18 protein-coding genes, 1 other RNA gene and 4 pseudogenes are annotated in these 23,509 nt (G+C 49.1%); 13 read left to right on the top strand and 10 right to left on the bottom strand.

Annotated elements, in window-relative coordinates:
* From ACUU1I_RS11870 to ACUU1I_RS11895, 6 genes and pseudogenes are all read right to left on the bottom strand, one after another.
* Positions 1 to 417 (bottom strand): annotated as a pseudogene (locus ACUU1I_RS11870) (N-acetylglucosamine-6-phosphate deacetylase); the annotation flags it as partial.
* The gene (gene agaF, locus ACUU1I_RS11875; protein WP_000948810.1) at positions 414 to 848 is read right to left on the bottom strand and encodes a PTS galactosamine/N-acetylgalactosamine transporter subunit IIA; all 435 of its coding nucleotides are present in this window, start codon (positions 846 to 848) and stop codon (positions 414 to 416) included. The pseudogene ACUU1I_RS11870 and the gene agaF, both read right to left, overlap by 4 nt.
* Positions 849 to 934: 86 nt before the next feature.
* The gene (gene agaE / locus ACUU1I_RS11880; protein ID WP_000157931.1) at positions 935 to 1,744 is read right to left on the bottom strand and encodes a PTS N-acetylgalactosamine transporter subunit IID; all 810 of its coding nucleotides are present in this window, start codon (positions 1,742 to 1,744) and stop codon (positions 935 to 937) included.
* Entirely contained in the window at positions 1,734 to 2,513 is a 780-nt protein-coding gene (gene agaW / locus ACUU1I_RS11885; RefSeq protein ID WP_000406217.1) for a PTS N-acetylgalactosamine transporter subunit IIC, read from the bottom strand. Before agaW ends, agaE begins: the two co-directional genes overlap by 11 nt.
* Before the next feature lie 10 nt (positions 2,514 to 2,523).
* Complete coding sequence (gene agaV, locus ACUU1I_RS11890; RefSeq protein WP_032157164.1) at positions 2,524 to 2,988, bottom strand: PTS N-acetylgalactosamine transporter subunit IIB; 465 nt, start codon at positions 2,986 to 2,988, stop codon at positions 2,524 to 2,526.
* A pseudogene (locus tag ACUU1I_RS11895) lies at positions 2,988 to 3,788 on the bottom strand (class II D-tagatose-bisphosphate aldolase non-catalytic subunit); the annotation flags it as partial. The pseudogene ACUU1I_RS11895 and the gene agaV, both read right to left, overlap by 1 nt.
* A gap of 248 nt (positions 3,789 to 4,036) precedes the next feature.
* Between ACUU1I_RS11895 and agaR the strand changes: the two are divergent.
* Positions 4,037 to 4,861: an aga operon transcriptional regulator AgaR gene (gene agaR / locus ACUU1I_RS11900; RefSeq protein WP_000072194.1), complete on the top strand. Its 825-nt coding sequence runs from the start codon at positions 4,037 to 4,039 to the stop codon at positions 4,859 to 4,861.
* A gap of 51 nt (positions 4,862 to 4,912) precedes the next feature.
* On the opposite strand, the gene garD is transcribed toward agaR, so the two are convergent.
* Positions 4,913 to 6,484 (bottom strand): galactarate dehydratase, encoded by a 1,572-nt coding sequence (gene garD, locus ACUU1I_RS11905; protein ID WP_001273763.1) that lies wholly within the window; start codon positions 6,482 to 6,484, stop codon positions 4,913 to 4,915.
* A gap of 374 nt (positions 6,485 to 6,858) precedes the next feature.
* Here garD and garP point away from each other — a divergent pair, with 374 nt between their 5' ends.
* From garP to rnpB, 5 genes are all read left to right on the top strand, one after another.
* Complete coding sequence (gene garP / locus ACUU1I_RS11910; RefSeq protein WP_000599647.1) at positions 6,859 to 8,193, top strand: galactarate/glucarate/glycerate transporter GarP; 1,335 nt, start codon at positions 6,859 to 6,861, stop codon at positions 8,191 to 8,193.
* 15 nt (positions 8,194 to 8,208) lie between these two features.
* Positions 8,209 to 8,979, top strand: coding sequence for a 2-dehydro-3-deoxyglucarate aldolase (gene garL / locus ACUU1I_RS11915; RefSeq protein WP_001058224.1), 771 nt, complete (start codon positions 8,209 to 8,211; stop codon positions 8,977 to 8,979).
* A 29-nt stretch (positions 8,980 to 9,008) separates the two neighbouring features.
* Positions 9,009 to 9,899: a 2-hydroxy-3-oxopropionate reductase gene (gene garR / locus ACUU1I_RS11920; RefSeq protein ID WP_005071094.1), complete on the top strand. Its 891-nt coding sequence runs from the start codon at positions 9,009 to 9,011 to the stop codon at positions 9,897 to 9,899.
* Positions 9,900 to 9,995: 96 nt separating this feature from the next.
* Complete coding sequence (gene garK, locus ACUU1I_RS11925) at positions 9,996 to 11,147, top strand: glycerate 2-kinase (protein ID WP_449144841.1); 1,152 nt, start codon at positions 9,996 to 9,998, stop codon at positions 11,145 to 11,147.
* 32 nt (positions 11,148 to 11,179) lie between these two features.
* Positions 11,180 to 11,556, top strand: an RNA gene (gene rnpB, locus ACUU1I_RS11930) — RNase P RNA component class A.
* Between the two features lie 609 nt (positions 11,557 to 12,165).
* On the opposite strand, the pseudogene ACUU1I_RS11935 reads toward rnpB, so the two are convergent.
* The 3 genes and pseudogenes from ACUU1I_RS11935 to tdcR all read right to left on the bottom strand — a co-directional run bounded on the left by ACUU1I_RS11935 (position 12,166) and on the right by tdcR (position 14,377).
* Positions 12,166 to 13,342: pseudogene (locus ACUU1I_RS11935) on the bottom strand (YhaC family protein).
* 21 nt (positions 13,343 to 13,363) lie between these two features.
* Positions 13,364 to 13,903, bottom strand: a complete 540-nt coding sequence (gene yhaB / locus ACUU1I_RS11940) for a protein YhaB (protein ID WP_000675742.1) — start codon at positions 13,901 to 13,903, stop codon at positions 13,364 to 13,366.
* A gap of 255 nt (positions 13,904 to 14,158) precedes the next feature.
* On the bottom strand, positions 14,159 to 14,377 hold the full coding sequence (tdcR, locus tag ACUU1I_RS11945; RefSeq protein ID WP_001390702.1) for a transcriptional activator TdcR: 219 nt from the start codon (positions 14,375 to 14,377) through the stop codon (positions 14,159 to 14,161).
* Positions 14,378 to 14,692: 315 nt separating this feature from the next.
* Here tdcR and tdcA point away from each other — a divergent pair, with 315 nt between their 5' ends.
* The 7 genes and pseudogenes from tdcA to tdcG all read left to right on the top strand — a co-directional run bounded on the left by tdcA (position 14,693) and on the right by tdcG (position 23,472).
* Positions 14,693 to 15,631 carry a transcriptional regulator TdcA gene (gene tdcA / locus ACUU1I_RS11950; RefSeq protein WP_000104211.1) on the top strand — a complete coding sequence of 313 codons (939 nt, stop codon included), beginning with the start codon at positions 14,693 to 14,695 and terminating at the stop codon, positions 15,629 to 15,631.
* A 98-nt stretch (positions 15,632 to 15,729) separates the two neighbouring features.
* Positions 15,730 to 16,719: a bifunctional threonine ammonia-lyase/L-serine ammonia-lyase TdcB gene (gene tdcB, locus ACUU1I_RS11955; protein ID WP_000548344.1), complete on the top strand. Its 990-nt coding sequence runs from the start codon at positions 15,730 to 15,732 to the stop codon at positions 16,717 to 16,719.
* A gap of 21 nt (positions 16,720 to 16,740) precedes the next feature.
* A complete protein-coding gene (gene tdcC / locus ACUU1I_RS11960) occupies positions 16,741 to 18,072 on the top strand; it encodes a threonine/serine transporter TdcC (RefSeq protein WP_000107725.1) in 1,332 nt (443 codons plus the stop codon).
* 25 nt (positions 18,073 to 18,097) lie between these two features.
* On the top strand, positions 18,098 to 19,306 hold the full coding sequence (tdcD, locus tag ACUU1I_RS11965) for a propionate kinase (protein ID WP_005071107.1): 1,209 nt from the start codon (positions 18,098 to 18,100) through the stop codon (positions 19,304 to 19,306).
* A 33-nt stretch (positions 19,307 to 19,339) separates the two neighbouring features.
* Positions 19,340 to 21,633 (top strand): annotated as a pseudogene (tdcE, locus tag ACUU1I_RS11970) (2-ketobutyrate formate-lyase/pyruvate formate-lyase).
* Positions 21,634 to 21,646: 13 nt separating this feature from the next.
* Complete coding sequence (locus ACUU1I_RS11975; RefSeq protein WP_000719978.1) at positions 21,647 to 22,036, top strand: enamine/imine deaminase; 390 nt, start codon at positions 21,647 to 21,649, stop codon at positions 22,034 to 22,036.
* A gap of 71 nt (positions 22,037 to 22,107) precedes the next feature.
* Positions 22,108 to 23,472: an L-serine ammonia-lyase gene (gene tdcG / locus ACUU1I_RS11980; RefSeq protein WP_000622112.1), complete on the top strand. Its 1,365-nt coding sequence runs from the start codon at positions 22,108 to 22,110 to the stop codon at positions 23,470 to 23,472.
* Positions 23,473 to 23,509 lie beyond the last annotated feature (37 nt).

Genomic DNA, 23,509 nt, shown 5'->3' on the forward strand with positions numbered 1-23,509 from the left:
CGGCGGATGCGCGCCTTTATTCTGCGGCGTGAAGTACGGTCCTTCGAGATAACTCCCCAGCACTTGCGCACCAGGTCCGCCGCGTTGGCAACGTTGAGCAATACGTTTCAGCGCCGCATGAATGGTATTAAGCGGCGCGGTTACGGTGGTCGGTAACCAACTGCCGACACCTTCGCGTGCCTTGTGCATTGCCAGCTTGTCGAGTACATCCGGCGCGTCATCCATTACATCAACGCCCGCACCACCGTGTACATGGGTGTCGATGTAAGCGGGGCAGAGCAGTTCCGCATCGCGTTCAGTCACGCCCACTGGAATCGGTTCGATTGCTGCGATGACACCGTCAGCAACACGCAACTGATGGTCATCGAACCATCCCTCTTCAGTCAGCAGCCTTCTGGCGCGCAGAACGTGTGTCATATTCCTTCCTCGACCGGATATTCTTCATGGCAGCGGCCTAACTCGTCCACCAGACTGGTCAGCCCTCGGTGTCCACACTCCAGCGCCTGTACACGGAATTCTTCACCGCTTAACCCTTCGCGCTCCAGCACCATCTCCAGTAGCAGTTGCAAATTGGTGCCGGTAATCACTTCACAGCCCGGTTTTTGCATCGCCAGCGTTGAAGCTACGCGAAACGGCGTGCCGCCCAGCAAATCCGTCAGAAAAACAATGCCGTCTTCACAATCCAGTTGGGCGATGGCCTCTTCAAGCTGCGATGTAAGCAGCGCGGCGCTTGAGGTTTCGGGAAAATCGATGGCAATAAACTGCGATTGATCGCCGAGGATTTGCTTCATTGCTTTTTCCATGCCACTGGCAAACCCGCCATGCCCTGTCAAAATAATACTTAACATCTAATACCTCATTGTATTTAAAGGAAATGGCAGAATTTACCGACGATCCCTAGAACCACGGTAACCGCAATCAGGCGCAGCGGACTCTAGCCGCGGCGTACCAGCCAGAACATGGTCAGGGTGTAGACCAGCGGTAAGAAGGCAGGCATCAGTTTGTCGATAACATCAGCCTGTAACTTAACCACTGCGTCGCCCGCCGTGATTTCCAGCGTGGTGCTTAAACGAACATAGGTTGCCACCAGTGCGCCGATTACCGTCATTCCAACGATTGACGCAGCATGGCCGACTTTTTTGGTATTCGCTTTAATAAGGGGAATCGCCGCCACGCCCATGCGGTAAGCATAATGCGCCAGACCAAAACGCAGCCCCAAGTGTACCACGTTGAACAGCACAATAAAGACGACTGCGCCAAGAATAGAGCCTTGTAGCGCGAGGCTTGCGCCTATCCCGCCACAAATCGGCAGTAGCGTTAGCCAGAACATCGCATCGCCAATCCCGCCAAGCGGCGCACCGACGGCAATTTTGGTGCTCTGAATACTGTTAACGTCCTGCTTAGAACGCTCCATCGCAAGGATAATGCCGATAACAAACGTCACCAGAAACGGATGGGTATTGAAGAAACCCATATGCCCCTTCATGGCGCGCGCCAGGTCGCGTTTATTAGTGTGGATCTTTTTCAGAGCAGGCAGCAGACCGTACAACCAGCCAGAAGCCTGCATACGTTCGTAGTTAAAAGACGCTTGTAACAGCATGGAACGCCAGGCGACGCGGTTGATATCTTTTTTCGTCAGCTCCGCGGCAATGCTCCGATCTTCATACACGTTTTCATTGACGCCAGTCAGCAGTGTTTCTTCATTTTCGCTGACGTTCGGCAGGGTGGTTTGATTAGATGCCATCTTCAAATTCCTCTTTCTGTGCCGCAGGTTGAGTCGGTTCAGGAGATTTACGCAGCAGATCGATCAGCGCCATCGCCAGCGCGGCGGCAGCAATAGCCAGCACCGGTAACTTGAGCCAGGCTGCGGCAACAAAGCCCAGGATGAAGTAGGGTATGTAGACGTTTTTCATCATGATTTTCAGCAGCACGGCAAAACCGATTGCTGGCATGATGCCGCCCGCGACGCCGAGGCCGTCGATTAATCGTTGCGGCAGGACATCAATGATGGTTTTTGCATGTTCCGTGCCGAAGTAGATAGGCAGGAAAGCGCAGAGAAAATAGAAAGTGCCGAGTGCCAGCAGTGCCAGATAGTTCACGCGTTCAATGCCGCGAGTATCGGCGTTCTCCGCCATCCGGTCGCAGCGAGACATCACGCCAGACATCACCGAGAACAGGAAGGTAATCCCCATCTGTACTGCGACAGCGAAAGGTACGGCGACACCGACCGCGACATCGGGTTTCACGCCAGTAGTAATGGCAAACGCCGTGCCGACGATAGTACCGATAATCACGTTAGGCGGCTGTGCGCCCGCCAGCGGGGCCAGCCCCATCCACACTAGTTCCAGCGTACCGCCGGTTAAAATTCCGGTATGCAGATCGCCAAGTACCAGCCCGACCAACGGGCCGAGGACCACCGGGCGGTGCATATGGGTTAAGCCGTTAAACATATCTAGGCCAGCGATAAAGGCGATAATGCCCAACGCAAATGCCTGCAACAGGCTGATTTCCATGATGAATCCCTCAAAGTAATTTAAAGAGGTCCACAGCAGGCTCTGTCGGGACGCCCTGAACGAAGCATTCCACCCCAGCGGCTTTCAGGTCGTTAAATGCTGCGATATCGCCCGCATCCACAGAAACCGTTTTGGCGATTTGTTGTTTGCCATTGGCGTAGTGCATATTGCCAACGTTAATGCGATTCACCGGAACGCCACCTTTCACCAGCGTCAGGAAATCGGCGGGTGTTTTACAAACCAGCAGGATTTTCTGTCGATCGGCGGCGCGATGAATGTTGTCGATAACTTTTTGCAGCGTCCAGAAACGTACGGCGATCCCTTCTGCCAGTACCATTTCCATCAGGTTTTGTTGTACCGGATCTTCGGCAACCTCATCGTTGGCTACCAGCACCAGATTTGCCCCCGCAAATCCGACCCACTGAACGCCGACCTGACCGTGAATCAAGCGTTCATCAATCCGGCTTAAAACAATTGATAATCGGTAGAGTGCGCTTCGAAAATCAGCGTTTCGTAGTTTTCGACCATCTGGCTTAAGGCGCTCGCTTTGGCGGGCTGATAATCAATAACGTTGGTGTGATCGAATTCGACGCCGGGTTGAACCACCAGGGCAATGATGCGTGGCCAGATGGCATTCAAACCTTGCTTTTCAAAAGCGTGACGATGGGCTTCCAGCGTGGCGCGGGCGGCATCCGGCGTGGTGACCGCCAGCTCGCTTAAGGTTTCATGCGCGCCGCCAGGTACCGGCACTTCGGTACCAATGACATACTCCAGATCGGCTTCGCCAAAGTGTTCGCGACAGGTTTCTTCCGCCACTTTCGCCAGACGGGCGGCGCGTTCAGCCACGATGTCATCAGTTAAGGGAATTGGATCGTCCTGACAGGACATGCTGCAATCAAGGTGGATTTTTTTGAATCCTGCCGCAACGTAGCTTTTAATCAAATCATCGGCATTGGCCATTGCCTGAGCGGCTGGCAGGTTTTGCCAGCGGTTTGGCCCCAGATGGTCACCACCCAGAATCAGCGCATCCTGCGGGAAATTCAACGAGTCGGCGAGCTGACAAACAAAGCCGCGAAAATCGGCGGGCGTCATTCCGGTATAACCGCCGAACTGGTCTACCTGATTGGAGGTTGCTTCAATCAGTAACGGCGTTTGGTTTGCACTGGCGTAGCGGATTGCAGCCTCCAGCACCAGCGGATGTGCGGAACAAACGGCATAAATTGCATTTGTTTTGCCCGCTTTGTGCTGTCTCACCATTTCTGTCAGATGTTTCACTTTCCTCTCCAGTTCAGATTACTGCGATATTAATCTTTCGTTTTGTTTCAATTAATACTGCATCATGGTGAGATAAAAATAAAACGAAATATAATAGTTTTCTGATCTGATTCACAAAAGAAACATAATGAAAGTCACTGAAACGAGAGTAGCTTGCGCCAATGGGCAAGATGGGCTTGCATTTGCTTAATAGAAAGGCGTTAATAGGCAAAACGAAATGAAACGAAAGTTTTACGAAAGGACTTACTATGAGTAATACCGACGCTTCAGGTGAGAAGCGAGTGACAGGCACCAGCGAGCGACGAGAACAGATCATTCAGCGTCTGCGACAGCAAGGGAGTGTGCAGGTTAACGATCTGTCGGCATTGTATGGCGTATCTACTGTGACGATCCGCAATGATCTGGCTTTTCTGGAAAAGCAGGGGATCGCTGTGCGTGCCTATGGTGGCGCGTTGATCTGCGATAGCACGACGCCGTCAGTCGAGCCATCAGTGGAAGATAAAAGCGCACTGAACACCGCGATGAAACGCAGCGTTGCGAAAGCTGCCGTTGAGTTGATTCAGCCAGGTCATCGGGTGATCCTCGATTCCGGGACCACCACTTTTGAGATTGCTCGTCTGATGCGCAAGTACACTGACGTAATTGCGATGACCAACGGTATGAACGTGGCTAATGCGTTGCTGGAAGCGGAAGGCGTTGAGCTGCTGATGACCGGCGGGCATTTGCGCCGTCAGTCGCAATCTTTTTACGGCGATCAGGCTGAGCAATCGCTGCAAAATTACCACTTCGATATGCTGTTTCTTGGTGTAGATGCGATCGATCTGGAGCGCGGCGTCAGCACACATAATGAAGATGAAGCCCGTTTAAACCGTCGGATGTGCGAAGTTGCGGAACGGATCATCGTGGTCACCGATTCCAGTAAATTCAATCGTTCCAGTTTACATAAGATCATTGATACTCAACGTATCGACATGATCATTGTTGATGAAGGCATTCCTGCGGATAGTCTGGAAGGACTGCGAAAGGCTGGGGTTGAAGTGATTCTGGTCGGGGATCACGCGTCTTCGCTGTGACTCAATATGCCCGATAAACGTGTGCTATCGGGCATAATACGAATTGAATTATCAGGTCACCGGTGCTGGGTTAAACACCGCCAGCTGGTTATGCAGTCCCCATTGATCCGAGAAGGTTTTCTTCTTCCCGCTGGCGACGTCGAGAATAAAGTGGAACAACTTCCAGCCCACCTCTTCAATAGTTTCTTCGCCGGTAGCGATGGTGCCCGCATTAATATCCATTAAATCAAACCAGCGGTTCGCCAGCTCGGTGCGGGTTGCCATTTTAATGACGGGTACCGCCATCAGGCCGTACGGCGTACCACGACCGGTCGTAAACACTTGCACGGTGATACCCGAAGCCACCTGTTGCGTGCCACAGACAAAATCGCTGGCTGGCGTCGCGGCGTAAATTAATCCGCGTTTAGTCGGGCGTTGACCGGGCGACAGCACTTCAACAATTGCACTTTTGCCCGATTTAGCAATGGAGCCGAGCGCTTTCTCTACCACGTTTGCCAGACCGCCTTTCTTGTTGCCCGGCGAAGGGTTGGCGCTGCGGTCGGTTTTTCCCATATTGAGATAGTTATCGTACCACTCCATCTCCTCCAGCAGCCGTTTGCCGACCTCCTCGTTCACTGCGCGTGGTGTCAGCAGATGGATCGCGTCACGCACTTCCGTGACTTCTGAAAACATCACCGTTGCGCCGCAGCGCACCAGTAGATCAGACGCATAGCCAACCGCCGGGTTTGCCGTTACGCCAGAAAACGCATCGCTGCCACCGCACTGCATGCCGACAACCAGTTCTGAAGCCGGACAGGTTTCTCGCTGACGTTGATTCAGTTTTTGTAGATGGCGTTCGGCGACCTGCAAAATATCCTCGACCATGGACTGAAAACCGACATGCTTTTCATCCTGCAAACTGACAATGCTGGCGCTTTCTACTGGAATAGCTTGCACATCATCCGTTCCAGTCAGCAGGCGCTCAGGCTGCAACTTTTCACAACCCAGGCCAATCACCATTACTTCGCCGCCAAAGTTAGGGTTCAGCGAAATATTGTGAATGGTACGAATAGGTACAACTGCCGCCGGTGCGTTAATCGCCACGCCACAACCGTACAAATGATTCAGCCCCACCACGCCATCGACGTTCGGGTATTTCGGTAGCAGATCGCGTTCAATGATTTTTACTACATAGTCCACCACGCCTGCCACACAGTGGACGCTGGTGGTGATGCCGAGCAGGTTTTTGGTGCCCACGCTGCCATCGGCATTGCGATAGCCCTCAAAGGTGTATCCTTCCAGCGGCGGTAAGGGTTCCGGGACTTTGGTTGCCAGTGGCAGCGTGTGTAACGGCGGCGCTTCCGGTAGTACAACCATTGATTCGTCGATCCAGCTTCCGCGTGGGATTGCACGCACGGCGTAACCAATCACTTCGCCATAACGAATAATTTCACCATTAGCCGGAATGTCCAGCAATGCGACTTTATGCCCCTGGGGAATATGTTCAATTAATTCCAGCCCATCCGGAAAACGCGTTCCTGCTTTCAGGCCATTATCATTAACAATAATTGCCACATTATCTGTGTCGTGAACTTTTATATAAAACGCAGTTGGCGTTTCTTGTCTGATTTCGATGTTGGCCATTGTGCAATATTCTCCAGCCAGGGGTTATTAAAATGAGGACCTGGTCTCATTTAAAAATAAATGACTTCATTGGGTGAAATAAGAATGTCAGGAGTTTAAACGCAGAAATGTGATCAATGTCAATCATTTCAGGGATTGCAGTGCCGCCCGGCAAGGTAAAGCGCAAATCTGTGCTTTAGCGCGCAACCTTATGTGCATATGCTCAAAATAATATTTAAAAAGTATTAATTAAATTAGCATTTGCACAATGATTATTATTCTCGCGCTGCTTATACTAATTCCCGAGTTCATTGTCGTTACGGCATAAATGAAACTTATAAATAACACCTTCCCCATAATAATAAAAATCAGCATAAGTACCCGAGGTAAATAAAATGATTCTGGACACCGTTGACGAAAAAAGGAAAGGTGTGCATACCCGCTATTTAATATTACTGATTATTTTTATTGTTACCGCCGTTAACTACGCCGATCGTGCAACGCTGTCTATTGCTGGTACCGAAGTGGCAAAAGAGTTGCAGTTAAGTGCGGTTTCGATGGGTTACATCTTCTCCGCTTTTGGCTGGGCCTACTTGCTGATGCAAATCCCCGGCGGCTGGTTGCTTGATAAGTTTGGCTCGAAAAAAGTTTACACCTACAGCCTCTTTTTCTGGTCGCTGTTCACCTTCCTGCAAGGCTTTGTTGATATGTTCCCGCTGGCCTGGGCAGGGATCTCCATGTTCTTTATGCGCTTTATGCTGGGATTCTCGGAAGCTCCATCATTCCCGGCGAACGCCCGTATTGTCGCCGCCTGGTTCCCGACGAAAGAACGTGGTACTGCCTCCGCCATCTTTAACTCGGCACAATATTTCTCGCTGGCGCTCTTTTCGCCTCTGCTTGGCTGGCTGACTTTCGCCTGGGGATGGGAGCACGTCTTTACCGTTATGGGGGTGATTGGTTTTGTGCTGACGGCGCTGTGGATCAAGTTGATTCATAACCCGACAGATCACCCACGTATGTCTGAGGAAGAGCTGAAGTTTATCTCTGAAAATGGCGCGGTGGTCGATATGGACCACAAAAAGCCGGGCAGCGCGGCAGCAAGCGGTCCCAAACTGCATTACATCAAGCAATTGCTCTCTAACCGCATGATGTTGGGCGTATTTTTCGGACAATATTTTATCAACACCATCACCTGGTTCTTCCTCACCTGGTTCCCGATTTATCTGGTGCAGGAAAAAGGCATGTCGATTCTGAAAGTGGGTCTGGTCGCCTCGATTCCGGCACTGTGTGGTTTTGCGGGCGGCGTGCTGGGAGGTGTCTTCTCGGATTATCTGATCAAACGCGGTTTATCCCTGACCCTGGCACGTAAGCTACCGATTGTGCTGGGAATGTTGCTGGCTTCCACCATCATCTTATGTAACTACACCAACAACACCACGCTGGTGGTCATGCTGATGGCGCTGGCTTTTTTTGGCAAAGGATTTGGTGCTCTGGGCTGGCCGGTGATTTCTGACACCGCGCCGAAAGAGATTGTTGGCCTCTGTGGCGGCGTCTTTAACGTCTTTGGCAATGTTGCCTCCATTGTCACTCCACTGGTGATTGGCTACCTGGTAAGTGAACTGCACTCCTTCAATGCAGCACTGGTTTTCGTGGGATGTTCAGCGCTGATGGCGATGGTCTGCTACCTCTTCGTAGTTGGCGACATTAAACGTATGGAATTGCAGAAATAAGCAAAGGTATAAGCGATGAATAACGATGTTTTCCCGAATAAATTCAAAGCCGCACTGGCTGCGAAACAGGTACAAATTGGTTGCTGGTCAGCACTCTCTAACCCGATTAGCACTGAAGTTCTTGGTTTGGCTGGGTTTGACTGGCTGGTGCTGGATGGCGAACATGCGCCAAACGATATCTCCACGTTTATTCCGCAGTTAATGGCCTTGAAAGGCAGCGCCAGCGCGCCAGTAGTGCGAGTGCCGACCAACGAGCCGGTAATTATTAAGCGTCTTCTGGATATCGGTTTCTATAACTTCCTGATTCCTTTTGTAGAAACAAAAGAGGAAGCAGAGCAGGCGGTGGCATCAACCCGTTACCCACCGGAAGGCATTCGCGGCGTCTCCGTTTCTCACCGCGCCAATATGTTTGGCACCGTGGCGGATTATTTCGCTCAGTCGAACAAGAACATCACTATTCTGGTCCAGATAGAAAGTCAGCAGGGCGTAGATAACGTCGATGCCATTGCCGCTACCGAAGGCGTAGACGGCATCTTCGTCGGCCCCAGCGATCTGGCCGCGGCATTAGGCCATCTCGGCAATGCATCACACCCGGATGTACAAAAAGCAATTCAGCACATTTTTAACCGTGCCAGCGCGCACGGCAAACCCAGCGGTATCCTCGCGCCGGTCGAAGCCGATGCGCGTCGTTATCTGGAATGGGGCGCGACGTTTGTGGCTGTCGGCAGCGATCTCGGCGTCTTCCGCTCTGCCACTCATAAACTGGCTGATACCTTTAAAAAATAACCACCACCGCAACAAGAGAGATGATTGATATGACTATGAAAGTTGGTTTTATTGGCCTAGGGATTATGGGTAAACCAATGAGTAAAAACCTTCTGAAAGCAGGTTACTCGCTGGTGGTTGCTGACCGTAACCCAGAAGCTATTGCTGACGTGATTGCTGCAGGTGCAGAAACAGCCTCTACGGCTAAAGCGATCGCTGAACAGTGCGACGTCATCATAACCATGCTGCCAAACTCCCCTCATGTGAAAGAGGTGGCGCTGGGTGAGAATGGCATTATTGAAGGCGCGAAGCCAGGTACGGTATTGATCGATATGAGTTCTATCGCACCGCTGGCAAGCCGTGAAATCAGCGAAGCGCTGAAAGCGAAAGGCATTGATATGCTGGATGCTCCGGTGAGCGGCGGTGAACCGAAAGCCATCGACGGTACGCTGTCAGTGATGGTGGGCGGCGACAAGGCTATTTTCGACAAATACTATGATTTGATGAAAGCAATGGCGGGTTCCGTGGTGCATACCGGGGCAATTGGTGCAGGTAACGTCACCAAACTGGCGAATCAGGTCATTGTGGCGCTGAATATTGCCGCGATGTCAGAAGCGTTAACGCTGGCAACTAAAGCGGGCGTTAACCCGGACCTGGTGTATCAGGCAATTCGCGGTGGACTGGCGGGCAGTACCGTGCTGGATGCCAAAGCGCCGATGGTGATGGACCGCAACTTCAAGCCGGGCTTCCGTATTGATCTGCATATTAAGGATCTGGCAAATGCGCTGGATACTTCCCACGGCGTCGGCGCGCAACTGCCGCTCACAGCTGCGGTTATGGAGATGATGCAGGCACTGCGAGCAGATGGTTTAGGAACGGCGGATCATAGCGCCCTGGCGTGCTACTACGAAAAACTGGCGAAAGTCGAAGTTACTCGTTAATGACGTCGTGCCCGGATGGCGTATTGCAATCCGGGCCTGGAATCCAGGCCGAATAAGAGAAACGCCCTCCGGCGTCATGTGGTAACAGGCATAGGTATGAAAATCGTAATCGCCCCAGACTCTTATAAAGAAAGTTTATCTGCCAGCGAGGTTGCGCAGGCGATAGAAAAAGGATTTCGGGAAATTTTTCCTGATGCACAGTACGTTTCTATTCCGGTTGCCGACGGTGGCGAAGGAACGGTGGAAGCGATGATTGCAGCCACCCAGGGTTCTGAACGTCACACCTGGGTTACAGGGCCGCTGGGCGAGAAAGTGAATGCCAGTTGGGGGATCTCCGGCGATGGCAAAACCGCGTTTATTGAAATGGCGGCGGCCAGTGGGCTGGAGCTGGTACCTGCGGAAAAACGCGATCCACTCGTGACCACTTCACGCGGCACAGGCGAGTTAATCCTGCAGGCGCTGGAGAGCGGCGCGACAAACATTATTATCGGCATTGGCGGTAGCGCTACAAATGATGGCGGCGCAGGCATGGTACAGGCGCTGGGGGCGAAATTATGCGACGCCAACGGCAATGAAATTGGTTTTGGCGGCGGTAGTCTTAATACTCTGAATGATATTGATATTTCCGGCCTCGATCCGCGCTTAAAAGATTGCGTCATTCGCGTCGCTTGTGATGTCACCAATCCGCTGGTGGGCGATAACGGCACATCGCGCATCTTTGGCCCACAAAAGGGAGCCAGTGAAGCGATGATTGTTGAGCTGGACAATAACCTCTCTCACTATGCCGATGTCATTAAAAAAGCGCTGCATGTTGATGTAAAAGATGTCCCCGGCGCAGGAGCTGCGGGCGGTATGGGTGCGGCGCTGATGGCGTTTCTTGGTGCGGAACTGAAAAGTGGTATTGAAATCGTCACTACGGCGCTGAATCTGGAGGAACATATTCACGATTGTACGCTGGTGATCACCGGTGAAGGGCGTATTGACAGCCAGAGTATTCACGGCAAGGTACCGATTGGCGTCGCAAACGTGGCGAAGAAGTACCATAAACCGGTTATTGGCATTGCGGGTGCGGGTAGCCTGACCGATGATGTTGGCGTTGTACATCAGCATGGCATTGATGCGGTCTTCAGCGTATTGACCAGCATAGGTACGTTGGACGAAGCATTCCGCGGGGCTTATGACAATATCTGCCGTGCTTCACGTAATATTGCCGCGACACTGGCGATTGGAATGCGCAACACGGGGTGACAAGGGCGCGCAAACCCTCTATACTGCGCGCCGAAGCTGACCAGACAGTCGCCGCTTTGTCGTCGTCCTCTTCGGGGGAGACGGGCGGAGGGGAGGAAAGTCCGGGCTCCATAGGGCAGGGTGCCAGGTAACGCCTGGGGGGGAAACCCACGACCAGTGCAACAGAGAGCAAACCGCCGATGGCCCGTGCAAGCGGGATCAGGTAAGGGTGAAAGGGTGCGGTAAGAGCGCACCGCGCGGCTGGTAACAGTCCGTGGCACGGTAAACTCCACCCGGAGCAAGGCCAAATAGGGGTTCATAAGGTACGGCCCGTACTGAACCCGGGTAGGCTGCTTGAGCCAGTGAGCGATTGCTGGCCTAGATGAATGACTGTCCACGACAGAACCCGGCTTATCGGTCAGTTTCACCTGTTTTACGTAAAAACCCGCTTCGGCGGGTTTTTGCTTTTGGAGGGGCAGAAAGATGAATGACTGTCCACGACGCTATACCCAAAAGAAAGCGGCTTATTGGTCAGTTTCACCTGATGTACGTAAAAACCCGCTTCGGCGGGTTTTTGCTTTTGGAGGGGCAGAAAGATGAATGACTGTCCACGACGCTATACCCAAAAGAAAGCGGCTTATCGGTCAGTTTCACCTGATATACGTAAAAACCCGCTTCGGCGGGTTTTTGCTTTTGGAGGGGCAGAAAGATGAATGACTGTCCACGACACTATACCCAAAAGAAAGCGGCTTATCGGTCAGTTTCACCTGATGTACGTAATAAACCGTTCCGGCGGGTTTCAGATTGTTGAGTGCGCTTTATTCATGCCGGATGCTGCGTGAACGCCTTATCCTGCCTACAAAAGCACGCAAATTCAATATATTGCAGAGATGGCGTAGGCCTGATAAGCGTAGCGCATCAGGCATTTTTGCGGTTGCCATCAGTTTCAAACCCGCGTCGATAAGTTTTTGCTTTTGGTGCACAGGGTAAGATGAATATCTACGGTATTAATAATAGACTTTGTAAGAAGTTATTAAGTCTATATTGCATTTAAAAGGTCGTAATTATACGTATAGTCCTCTCTGGTAAAATATTGATTCTCTGAGTTATATGCTTCATATGTGTTATATTCCCCGACCTCAAAGCCATTGTCCGGAGAATTTTCGTCTTTCTCGAGGGTATTAACTCTTCTGAGCTAGAGTCTTCTATGTTTAAATCCATAGTATAATTAATTTGGGGGACGACCAGATAAGCATTTTCTTTGATATTTTCATAATCTTCAATGATTGTATCGATGTAATCATATATTTTTTTGATGAGAATTCTTTCATCTCTGGTAATTTAATTCTGTTCAAGCAATTGTTGATTTTCGATGAGCTTTTATATATTTCTTTTGTTAATTCATTTTCTAATTTATCTGTAAGAGTTGCCCTTGGTATAGATTTTATAATTGCAAATCTCATAATTTTTAATTGTTCTTCGGTAATGTCTCCAAGCTCATTTAAACAACTTTCGACAAACTTGATTTTTTCTTCAGAATACATATCGCTAATGCTTATTAAAACAGGCGTTATTTTTAGTAAATAATCCCAGGAGATTGTGGCGTTTTGTGTTGAACTAACAAAATTAACCTGAAACATGTTGGCATTAGTAAAATTTGTTGAATCCAATTTAAAATGATTTAGAATAGTATTAGCCATATGTTTATCTGTGAAATCATAATAATCTAAATCGACATTACGTAAGTCCAGAGAGGATAGATCAACTATATCTCCAGTCCCACAACTAAAGATTACGTTCAACCTCCTGATTTCATTGTAAATATCTTTTAATGGGCAATTAACATTGATATTGCCTGTAGATATTTCCTGGTTTTTTAACGGTTCATTAATGGTAAGTTCGCAGGTATTGTCCGATCGTTGAATAATTTGGGCGTTATAACCTAAAAAATCCAGACGAAGAGACGAGTCATTATAAAGAATTACATTTTGTAAGTACGCTAATTCTTTTTGAAAATCACCAGTGATAATGCATTTTCCACTTGGTTGTAACGCGTTAAGTAAAGTGACCATTTGAATAGAGGTCTGTTTTAGTTTTTCTATACCGGGTGCTAGTGCTTCGAGGTTATTTCCTATGGGGCTTTCAGGAAGGTCATTCATTTTTCGACGGACTAAATCACTACTAATATCATTACCAATTGATGAAACAGGGAACATTATTTTATCCTTTATAAATAATCAATAAAAATCATTATTAAAATGATCGGGTGAAAAAAAGAGAATTTGCCAACAATCTGAAGTAATGCAGGTTTTATTAAAGTGCCTAGGGGGTGTTAAGATGGCTTCTTTTTGGGTGAACTTTGCGCAATACTTAGAAATCGTCTCCTTAATACATTCCAGCTCTTTTTTATTGACGGCTGAGCAAGTACATTGTTCACCAAAAGGTGCAAAAGTGCCTACATCTAATGTTTGTATGATATAATCATCATGTTCTCCTGTAGAAATATCTATGATGAATGGACTCATATTTTCCGGTTGGATTCGGATCATGACAGAAGGAACATCGCCTTGATAGAAATTCAATGCAGTAATTGCAGATAATACTCTCCGCAGTTCATTACTTATACTGTAAATTTTATTAACGTCATTGGTGGAGACAATTTCTGCAAACTTTCTTTTTACCGTCCAATAATCAATATTTCTATTGTGATTGTTAACCACTGCGTGCATTGGCGGGATTGAAGGGTGAAAAATATGTGCAATTGGGAAGCCTTTCATTGATGCCTGCCTTGTCGTCATGACAAACAATAATAGATGCTTATTTTCCTCGCACGACACTTACGCACTATCAAAAAACGCTCATTTACCCGGCGTTACAGTAAACGAAGCAACATTCTGTGTCCTACGCTGATGTAAAGCACAGTGAAAATCCCCCTTGTTGACTTCGTCTGACCTTATCGCGGCGACCAGCAATTATTCGTTTTGTGATCCTCAACACAAAATGCTATTCGTCGCCTATGAGGGGAGAAGAATTTATGGAAAACGATTGCATTCACAAAATGACGTCCTGTCAGAAGAGAAAAAGTTGACGTTAATCAATTGTTCGAGATGATCAATACCTGTATTCGAAATTTTAAAATATTGATAAAATAAATGTTTGTTCTCCAACAAATAGCGTGAAAAAATGTGACGTGCCGCAGTATTTATCGCTGAAAATGGTTTATTTATAATAAAATTTGAGAACTTGCTCATTAAATTTAACTCAAATTTTGCCTGGTAATTATCCGGTAATTGCTTGAAATATGGTCTCAGCCCCTTTTTTGTATTAACCACATAACGAATGATGTTATCGCCATAAAATATGGTTATCCCCGTCATTTTTTTTTGATAGAAATCAGGGTTTATGCTGATTTTTATGCTTTAACTTGTTGATATTTAAAGGTATTTAATTGTAATAACGATACCTTGGAAAGTAATGAAAGTTAATTTGTGAGTGGTCGCACATATCCTGTTTATTTCATTTTGATACACTTCATGCCGTCAATGAGGTAATTAACGTAGGTCGTTATGAGCACTATTCTTCTTCCGAAAACGCAGCACCTGGTAGTCTTTCAGGAAGTCATTAGAAGTGGCTCTATCGGCTCGGCTGCAAAAGAATTAGGGTTAACTCAACCGGCCGTCAGTAAAATCATTAACGATATTGAAGATTATTTTGGTGTGGAATTAGTGGTGCGGAAAAATACCGGTGTAACATTAACACCTGCCGGTCAATTGTTACTCTCCCGTTCCGAATCCATTACCCGTGAAATGAAAAATATGGTTAATGAGATAAGCGGTATGTCTTCTGAGGCGGTGGTGGAAGTCTCATTTGGTTTTCCTTCATTGATTGGTTTTACTTTTATGTCAGGGATGATCAACAAGTTCAAAGAGGTGTTCCCGAAAGCGCAGGTTTCTATGTATGAAGCGCAACTGTCTTCGTTCTTACCGGCAATCCGCGACGGTCGACTGGATTTTGCGATTGGTACGTTAAGTGCAGAAATGAAGCTTCAGGATTTACATGTTGAGCCGCTGTTCGAGTCCGAGTTTGTGCTGGTAGCCAGTAAGTCCCGAACATGCACCGGCACCACCACGCTGGAGTCGTTGAAGAACGAACAGTGGGTGTTGCCACAAACTAATATGGGGTACTACAGCGAACTGCTTACTACGTTACAAAGAAATGGCATCAGTATTGAAAACATCGTTAAAACCGACTCAGTCGTGACAATTTATAATCTTGTTCTCAATGCTGATTTCTTAACTGTAATTCCTTGTGATATGACGTCACCTTTTGGTTCTAATCAATTTATTACTATTCCGGTTGAAGAAACATTACCTGTGGCACAATATGCCGCGGTATGGTCGAAAAATTATCGTATTAAAAAAGCAGCATCGGTTTTGGTGGAATTAGCCAAAGAGTATTCATCTTATAATGGGTGTAGACGAAGGCAATTAATAGAAGTTGGTTAGTTATTTGTTTTTATTTAAACATAAATAATCCACCTGTCTGTTTTGCAGGTGTCGGTTACGGTTACCTACATATTTAATTCAGGCGAAGAGGTTTTATAATGCATATTACATACGATCTGCCGGTTGCTATTGATGATATTATTGAAGCGAAACAACGACTGGCTGGGCGAATTTATAAAACAGGCATGCCTCGCTCCAACTATTTTAGTGAACGTTGCAAAGGTGAAATATTCCTGAAGTTTGAAAATATGCAGCGTACGGGTTCATTTAAAATTCGTGGCGCATTTAATAAATTAAGTTCACTGACCGATGCGGAAAAACGCAAAGGCGTGGTGGCCTGTTCTGCGGGCAACCATGCGCAAGGGGTTTCGCTCTCCTGCGCGATACTGGGTATCGACGGTAAAGTGGTGATGCCAAAAGGTGCGCCAAAATCCAAAGTAGCGGCAACGTGCGACTACTCCGCAGAAGTCGTTCTGCATGGTGATAACTTCAACGACACTATCGCTAAAGTGAGCGAAATTGTCGAAATGGAAGGTCGTATTTTTATCCCACCTTACGATGATCCGAAAGTGATTGCTGGCCAGGGAACGATTGGTCTGGAAATTATGGAAGATCTCTATGATGTCGATAACGTGATTGTGCCAATTGGTGGTGGTGGTTTAATTGCTGGTATTGCGGTGGCAATTAAATCTATTAACCCGACCATTCGTGTTATTGGCGTACAGTCAGAAAACGTTCACGGCATGGCGGCTTCTTTCCACTCCGGAGAAATAACCACGCACCGAACTACCGGCACCCTGGCGGATGGTTGTGATGTCTCCCGCCCGGGTAATTTAACTTACGAAATCGTTCGTGAATTAGTCGATGACATCGTGCTGGTCAGCGAAGACGAAATCAGAAACAGTATGATTGCCTTAATTCAGCGCAATAAAGTCGTCACCGAAGGCGCAGGCGCTCTGGCATGTGCTGCATTATTAAGCGGTAAATTAGACCAATATATTCAAAACAGAAAAACCGTCAGTATTATTTCCGGCGGCAATATCGATCTTTCTCGCGTCTCTCAAATCACCGGTTTTGTTGACGCTTAATTAATTCGTTGAGGATAGGATATGAGTACTTCAGATAGCATTGTATCCAGCCAGACAAAACAATCGTCCTGGCGTAAATCAGATACCACATGGACGTTAGGCTTGTTTGGTACGGCAATCGGCGCCGGGGTGCTGTTCTTCCCTATCCGCGCAGGTTTTGGCGGACTGATCCCGATTCTTCTGATGTTGGTATTGGCATACCCCATCGCATTTTATTGCCACCGGGCGCTGGCGCGTCTGTGTCTTTCTGGCTCTAACCCTTCCGGCAACATTACGGAAACGGTGGAAGAGCATTTTGGTAAAACTGGCGGCGTGGTTATCACGTTCCTGTACTTCTTCGCGATTTGCCCACTGCTGTGGATTTATGGCGTTACTATTACCAATACCTTTATGACGTTCTGGGAAAACCAGCTCGGATTTGCACCGCTGAATCGCGGCTTTGTGGCGCTGTTCCTGTTGCTGCTGATGGCTTTCGTCATCTGGTTTGGTAAGGATCTGATGGTTAAAGTGATGAGCTACCTGGTATGGCCGTTTATCGCCAGCCTGGTGCTGATTTCTCTGTCGCTGATCCCTTACTGGAACTCTGCAGTTATCGACCAGGTTGACCTCGGTTCGCTGTCGTTAACCGGTCATGACGGTATCCTGATCACTGTCTGGCTGGGGATTTCCATCATGGTTTTCTCCTTTAACTTCTCGCCAATCGTCTCTTCCTTCGTGGTTTCTAAACGTGAAGAGTATGAGAAAGACTTCGGTCGCGACTTCACCGAACGTAAATGTTCCCAAATCATTTCTCGTGCCAGCATGCTGATGGTTGCAGTGGTGATGTTCTTTGCCTTTAGCTGCCTGTTTACTCTGTCTCCGGCCAACATGGCGGAAGCCAAAGTGCAGAATATTCCAGTGCTTTCTTATCTGGCTAACCACTTTGCGTCCATGGCCGGTACGAAAACAACGTTCGCGATTACACTGGAATATGCGGCTTCCATCATCGCACTCGTGGCTATCTTCAAATCTTTCTTCGGTCACTATCTGGGGACGCTGGAAGGCTTGAATGGTCTGATTCTGAAGTTCGGTTATAAAGGTGACAAAACCAAAGTGTCGCTGGGTAAACTGAATACTCTCAGCATGATCTTCATCATGGGCTCCACCTGGGTTGTTGCCTACGCCAACCCGAACATCCTCGACCTGATTGAAGCCATGGGCGCACCGATTATCGCATCCCTGCTGTGCCTGTTGCCGATGTATGCTATCCGTAAAGCGCCGTCTCTGGCGAAATACCGTGGTCGTCTGGATAACGTGTTTGTTACCGTGATTGGTCTGCTGACCATCCTGAACATCGTATACAAACTGTTTTAATCCGTAACTCAGGATGAGAAAAGAGATGAATGAATTTCCGGTTGTTTTGGTTATTAACTGTGGTTCGTCTTCGATTAAGTTTTCCGTACTCGATGCCAGCGACTGTGAAGTATTAATGTCAGGTATTGCCGACGGTATTAACTCGGAAAATGCATTCTTATCCGTAAATGGGGGAGAGCCAGCACCGCTGGCTCTCCACAGCTACGAAGGTGCATTGAAGGCAATTGCATTTGAACTGGAAAAACGGAATTTAAATGACAGCGTGGCCTTAATTGGCCACCGCATCGCTCACGGCGGCAGTATTTTTACCGAGTCCGCCATTATTACCGATGAAGTCATTGATAATATCCGTCGCGTTTCTCCACTGGCACCCCTGCATAATTACGCAAATTTAAGTGGTATTGAATCGGCGCAGCAATTATTTCCGGGCGTAACTCAGGTGGCCGTATTTGATACCAGTTTCCACCAGACGATGGCTCCGGAAGCTTATTTATACGGCCTGCCGTGGAAATATTATGAAGAGTTAGGTGTACGCCGTTATGGTTTCCACGGCACGTCGCACCGCTATGTTTCCCAGCGCGCACATTCGCTGCTGAATCTGGCGGAAGATGACTCCGGCCTGGTTGTGGCGCATCTTGGCAATGGCGCGTCAATCTGCGCAGTTCGCAACGGTCAGAGTGTTGACACCTCAATGGGAATGACGCCGCTGGAAGGCTTGATGATGGGTACCCGCAGTGGCGATGTCGACTTTGGTGCGATGTCCTGGGTCGCCAGCCAAACCAACCAGAGCCTGGGTGACCTGGAACGCGTAGTGAATAAAGAGTCGGGATTATTAGGTATTTCCGGTCTTTCTTCGGATTTACGTGTTCTGGAAAAAGCCTGGCATGAAGGTCACGAACGCGCGCAACTGGCAATTAAAACCTTTGTTCACCGAATTGCCCGTCATATTGCCGGACATGCAGCTTCATTACGTCGGCTGGATGGAATTATATTCACCGGCGGAATAGGAGAGAATTCAAGTTTAATTCGTCGTCTGGTCATGGAACATTTGGCTGTATTAGGCGTAGAGATTGATACAGAAATGAATAATCGATCTAACTCTTTTGGCGAGCGAATTGTTTCCAGTGAAAATGCGCATGTCATTTGCGTCGTTATTCCGACTAACGAAGAAAAAATGATTGCTTTGGATGCCATTCATTTAGGTAAAGTTAACGCGCCCGCAGAATTTGCATAATTTAGTTGAAGTATTGTAGAGAGATTATTTTTCATGAAGGTAGATATTGATACCAGCGATAAGCTGTACGCTGACGCATGGCTTGGCTTTAAAGGTACGGACTGGAAAAGCGAAATTAATGTCCGCGATTTTATTCAACATAACTATACACCGTATGAAGGCGATGAATCTTTTCTCGCCGAAGCGACGCCTGCCACCACGGAATTGTGAGAAAAAGTAATGGAAGGCATCCGTATCGAAAACGCAACCCACGCGCCGGTTGATTTCGATACCAATATTGCCACCACAATTACCGCTCATGATGCGGGATATATTAACCAGCCGCTGGAAAAAATTGTTGGCCTGCAAACGGATGCGCCGTTGAAACGTGCGCTACACCCGTTCGGTGGCATTAATATGATTAAAAGTTCATTCCACGCCTATGGCCGTGAAATGGACAGTGAATTTGAATATCTGTTTACCGATCTGCGTAAAACCCATAACCAGGGCGTATTTGATGTTTACTCACCGGATATGCTGCGCTGCCGTAAATCTGGCGTGCTGACCGGTTTACCAGATGGCTATGGTCGTGGGCGCATTATCGGTGACTATCGCCGCGTAGCGCTGTATGGCATCAGTTATCTGGTGCGTGAACGCGAACTGCAATTTGCCGATCTCCAGTCTCGTCTGGAAAAAGGCGAGGATCTGGAAGCCACCATCCGTCTGCGTGAGGAGCTGGCAGAGCATCGTCATGCGCTGTTGCAGATTCAGGAAATGGCGGCGAAATATGGCTTTGATATCTCTCGCCCGGCGCAGAATGCACAGGAAGCGGTGCAGTGGCTCTACTTCGCTTATCTGGCGGCAGTGAAATCGCAAAATGGCGGCGCGATGTCGCTGGGGCGCACGGCATCGTTCCTGGATATCTACATTGAGCGCGACTTTAAAGCTGGCGTCCTCAATGAGCAGCAGGCACAGGAACTGATCGATCACTTCATCATGAAGATCCGTATGGTACGCTTCCTGCGTACACCGGAATTTGATTCGCTGTTCTCCGGCGACCCAATCTGGGCGACGGAAGTGATCGGCGGGATGGGGCTGGACGGTCGTACGCTGGTGACCAAAAACTCCTTCCGCTATTTGCACACCTGCACACTATGGGGCCGGCACCGGAACCTAACCTGACCATTCTTTGGTCGGAAGAATTACCGATTGCCTTCAAAAAATATGCCGCGCAGGTGTCGATCGTCACCTCTTCCTTGCAGTATGAAAATGACGATCTGATGCGTACTGACTTCAACAGCGACGATTACGCGATTGCCTGCTGCGTCAGCCCAATGGTGATTGGTAAGCAAATGCAGTTCTTTGGTGCACGCGCTAACCTGGCGAAAACGCTGCTCTACGCAATTAACGGCGGGGTGGACGAGAAGCTGAAGATTCAGGTCGGGCCGAAAACAGCACCGCTGATGGACGACGTGCTGGATTACGACAAAGTGATGGACAGCCTCGATCACTTCATGGACTGGCTGGCGGTGCAGTACATCAGCGCGCTGAATATCATTCACTACATGCACGACAAGTACAGCTACGAAGCTTCGCTGATGGCGCTGCACGATCGTGATGTCTATCGCACTATGGCATGCGGCATCGCGGGCCTGTCGGTGGCGACGGACTCCCTGTCTGCCATCAAATATGCCCGCGTGAAACCAATCCGTGACGAAAACGGCCTGGCGGTGGACTTTGAAATCGACGGTGAATATCCGCAGTACGGCAACAACGACGAGCGCGTAGACAGCATTGCCTGCGACCTGGTTGAACGCTTTATGAAGAAAATTAAAGCGCTGCCAACCTATCGCAACGCCGTCCCTACCCAGTCGATTCTGACTATCACTTCTAACGTGGTGTACGGCCAGAAAACCGGTAATACGCCGGACGGTCGTCGCGCCGGAACACCGTTCGCGCCGGGCGCTAACCCGATGCATGGTCGTGACCGCAAAGGTGCCGTGGCCTCATTGACGTCGGTGGCGAAACTGCCGTTCACCTACGCCAAAGATGGGATCTCGTACACCTTCTCAATCGTTCCTGCGGCGCTGGGCAAAGAAGATCCAGTACGTAAAACCAACCTTGTCGGCCTGCTGGATGGGTATTTCCACCACGAAGCGGATGTCGAAGGCGGTCAACACCTCAACGTCAACGTAATGAATCGGGAAATGCTGCTGGATGCCATCGAGCACCCGGAAAAATATCCTAACCTGACAATCCGTGTCTCTGGCTACGCCGTGCGCTTCAACGCACTGACCCGTGAACAGCAACAGGATGTTATTTCACGTACTTTTACCCAGGCGCTCTGACGCCGGAGGATGTATGAAAAAGATTATCGAAACGCAACGTGCCCTAGGCGCAATCGGCCCTTATGTTCAGGGCGTTGATTTAGGCAGCATGGTCTTCACCTCCGGGCAAATTCCGGTTTGCCCGCAGACCGGTGAGATCCCGGCTGATGTGCAAGATCAGGCGCGTTTAAGCCTCGAAAACGTCAAAGCGATCGTGGTTGCTGCCGGGCTGAGCGTGGGCGATATCATCAAGATGACCGTGTTCATCACCGATCTGAATGATTTTGCCACCATCAATGAAGTCTATAAGCAGTTCTTCGATGAGCATCAGGCGACCTACCCGACCCGGAGCTGTGTGCAGGTTGCGCGTTTGCCGAAAGATGTGAAGCTGGAAATTGAAGCTATCGCAGTACGTAGTGCGTAAAGCCTCGTGAGCGGGACGGTCGCAAGGTCGTTCCGCTCCACTTCACTGAACGGCAATCCGAGGGTGTGGATATGATTAGTGCATTCGATATTTTCAAAATTGGGATTGGTCCCTCCAGTTCGCATACCGTGGGGCCAATGAATGCCGGAAAAAGTTTTATTGATCGGCTGGAAAGTAGCGGCTTATTAACCGCGACGAGCCATATTGTGGTCGATCTGTACGGGTCGTTGTCACTGACGGGCAAAGGCCATGCCACGGATGTCGCCATTATCATGGGACTGGCAGGAAACAGTCCGCAGGATGTTGTCATTGATGAGATCCCTGCATTTATAGAGTTAGTAACGCGCAGCGGGCGGCTGCCAGTGGCATCTGGTGCGCATATTGTTGATTTTCCTGTAGCAAAGAACATTATCTTCCATCCCGAAATGTTGCCTCGCCATGAGAACGGAATGCGGATCACTGCCTGGAAGGGACAGGAAGCGCTATTAAGTAAAACCTATTACTCTGTCGGCGGCGGGTTTATTGTCGAAGAAGAACACTTCGGCCTGTCGCACGATGTCGAAACGTCCGTACCTTACGATTTCCACTCAGCAGGTGAACTGCTGAAAATGTGTGATTACAACGGCCTGTCTATATCTGGCCTGATGATGCACAACGAGCTGGCGCTGCGCAGCAAAGCGGAAATTGACGCAGGGTTTGCCCGTATCTGGCAAGTGATGCATGACGGTATTGAACGCGGGATGAACACTGAAGGCGTGCTGCCTGGTCCGCTCAATGTGCCGCGTCGTGCCGTAGCGCTGCATCGTCAGCTGGTTTCTAGCGATAACATCTCTAACGATCCGATGAATGTCATCGACTGGATCAACATGTACGCGCTGGCGGTTAGTGAAGAAAACGCAGCTGGCGGGCGCGTGGTAACGGCACCGACTAACGGTGCGTGCGGCATTATTCCGGCAGTGCTGGCTTATTACGATAAGTTCCGTCGTCCGGTAAACGAGCGGTCAATTGCCCGCTATTTTCTGGCAGCGGGGGCTATTGGCGCGCTGTATAAAATGAACGCCTCCATCTCTGGCGCGGAGGTCGGCTGTCAGGGGGAGATTGGCGTGGCCTGTTCAATGGCAGCGGCAGGGTTAACTGAACTACTGGGCGGCAGTCCGGCGCAGGTATGCAATGCGGCGGAAATCGCGATGGAGCATAACCTTGGGCTGACCTGCGATCCGGTTGCCGGACAGGTACAAATCCCGTGCATTGAACGTAATGCCATTAATGCCGTGAAAGCAGTAAACGCCGCGCGGATGGCGATGCGCCGCACCTCGGCACCGCGTGTTTCACTCGATAAAGTGATCGAGACGATGTATGAAACCGGCAAAGATATGAACGATAAATACCGCGAAACATCACGCGGAGGACTGGCCATTAAAGTGGTCTGCGGCTGACATTGCTGTCAGCTTTCATCCTTGGGTGCACAAATGT

The sequence above is a fragment of the Shigella sp. SIG3 genome, from assembly GCF_053555855.1.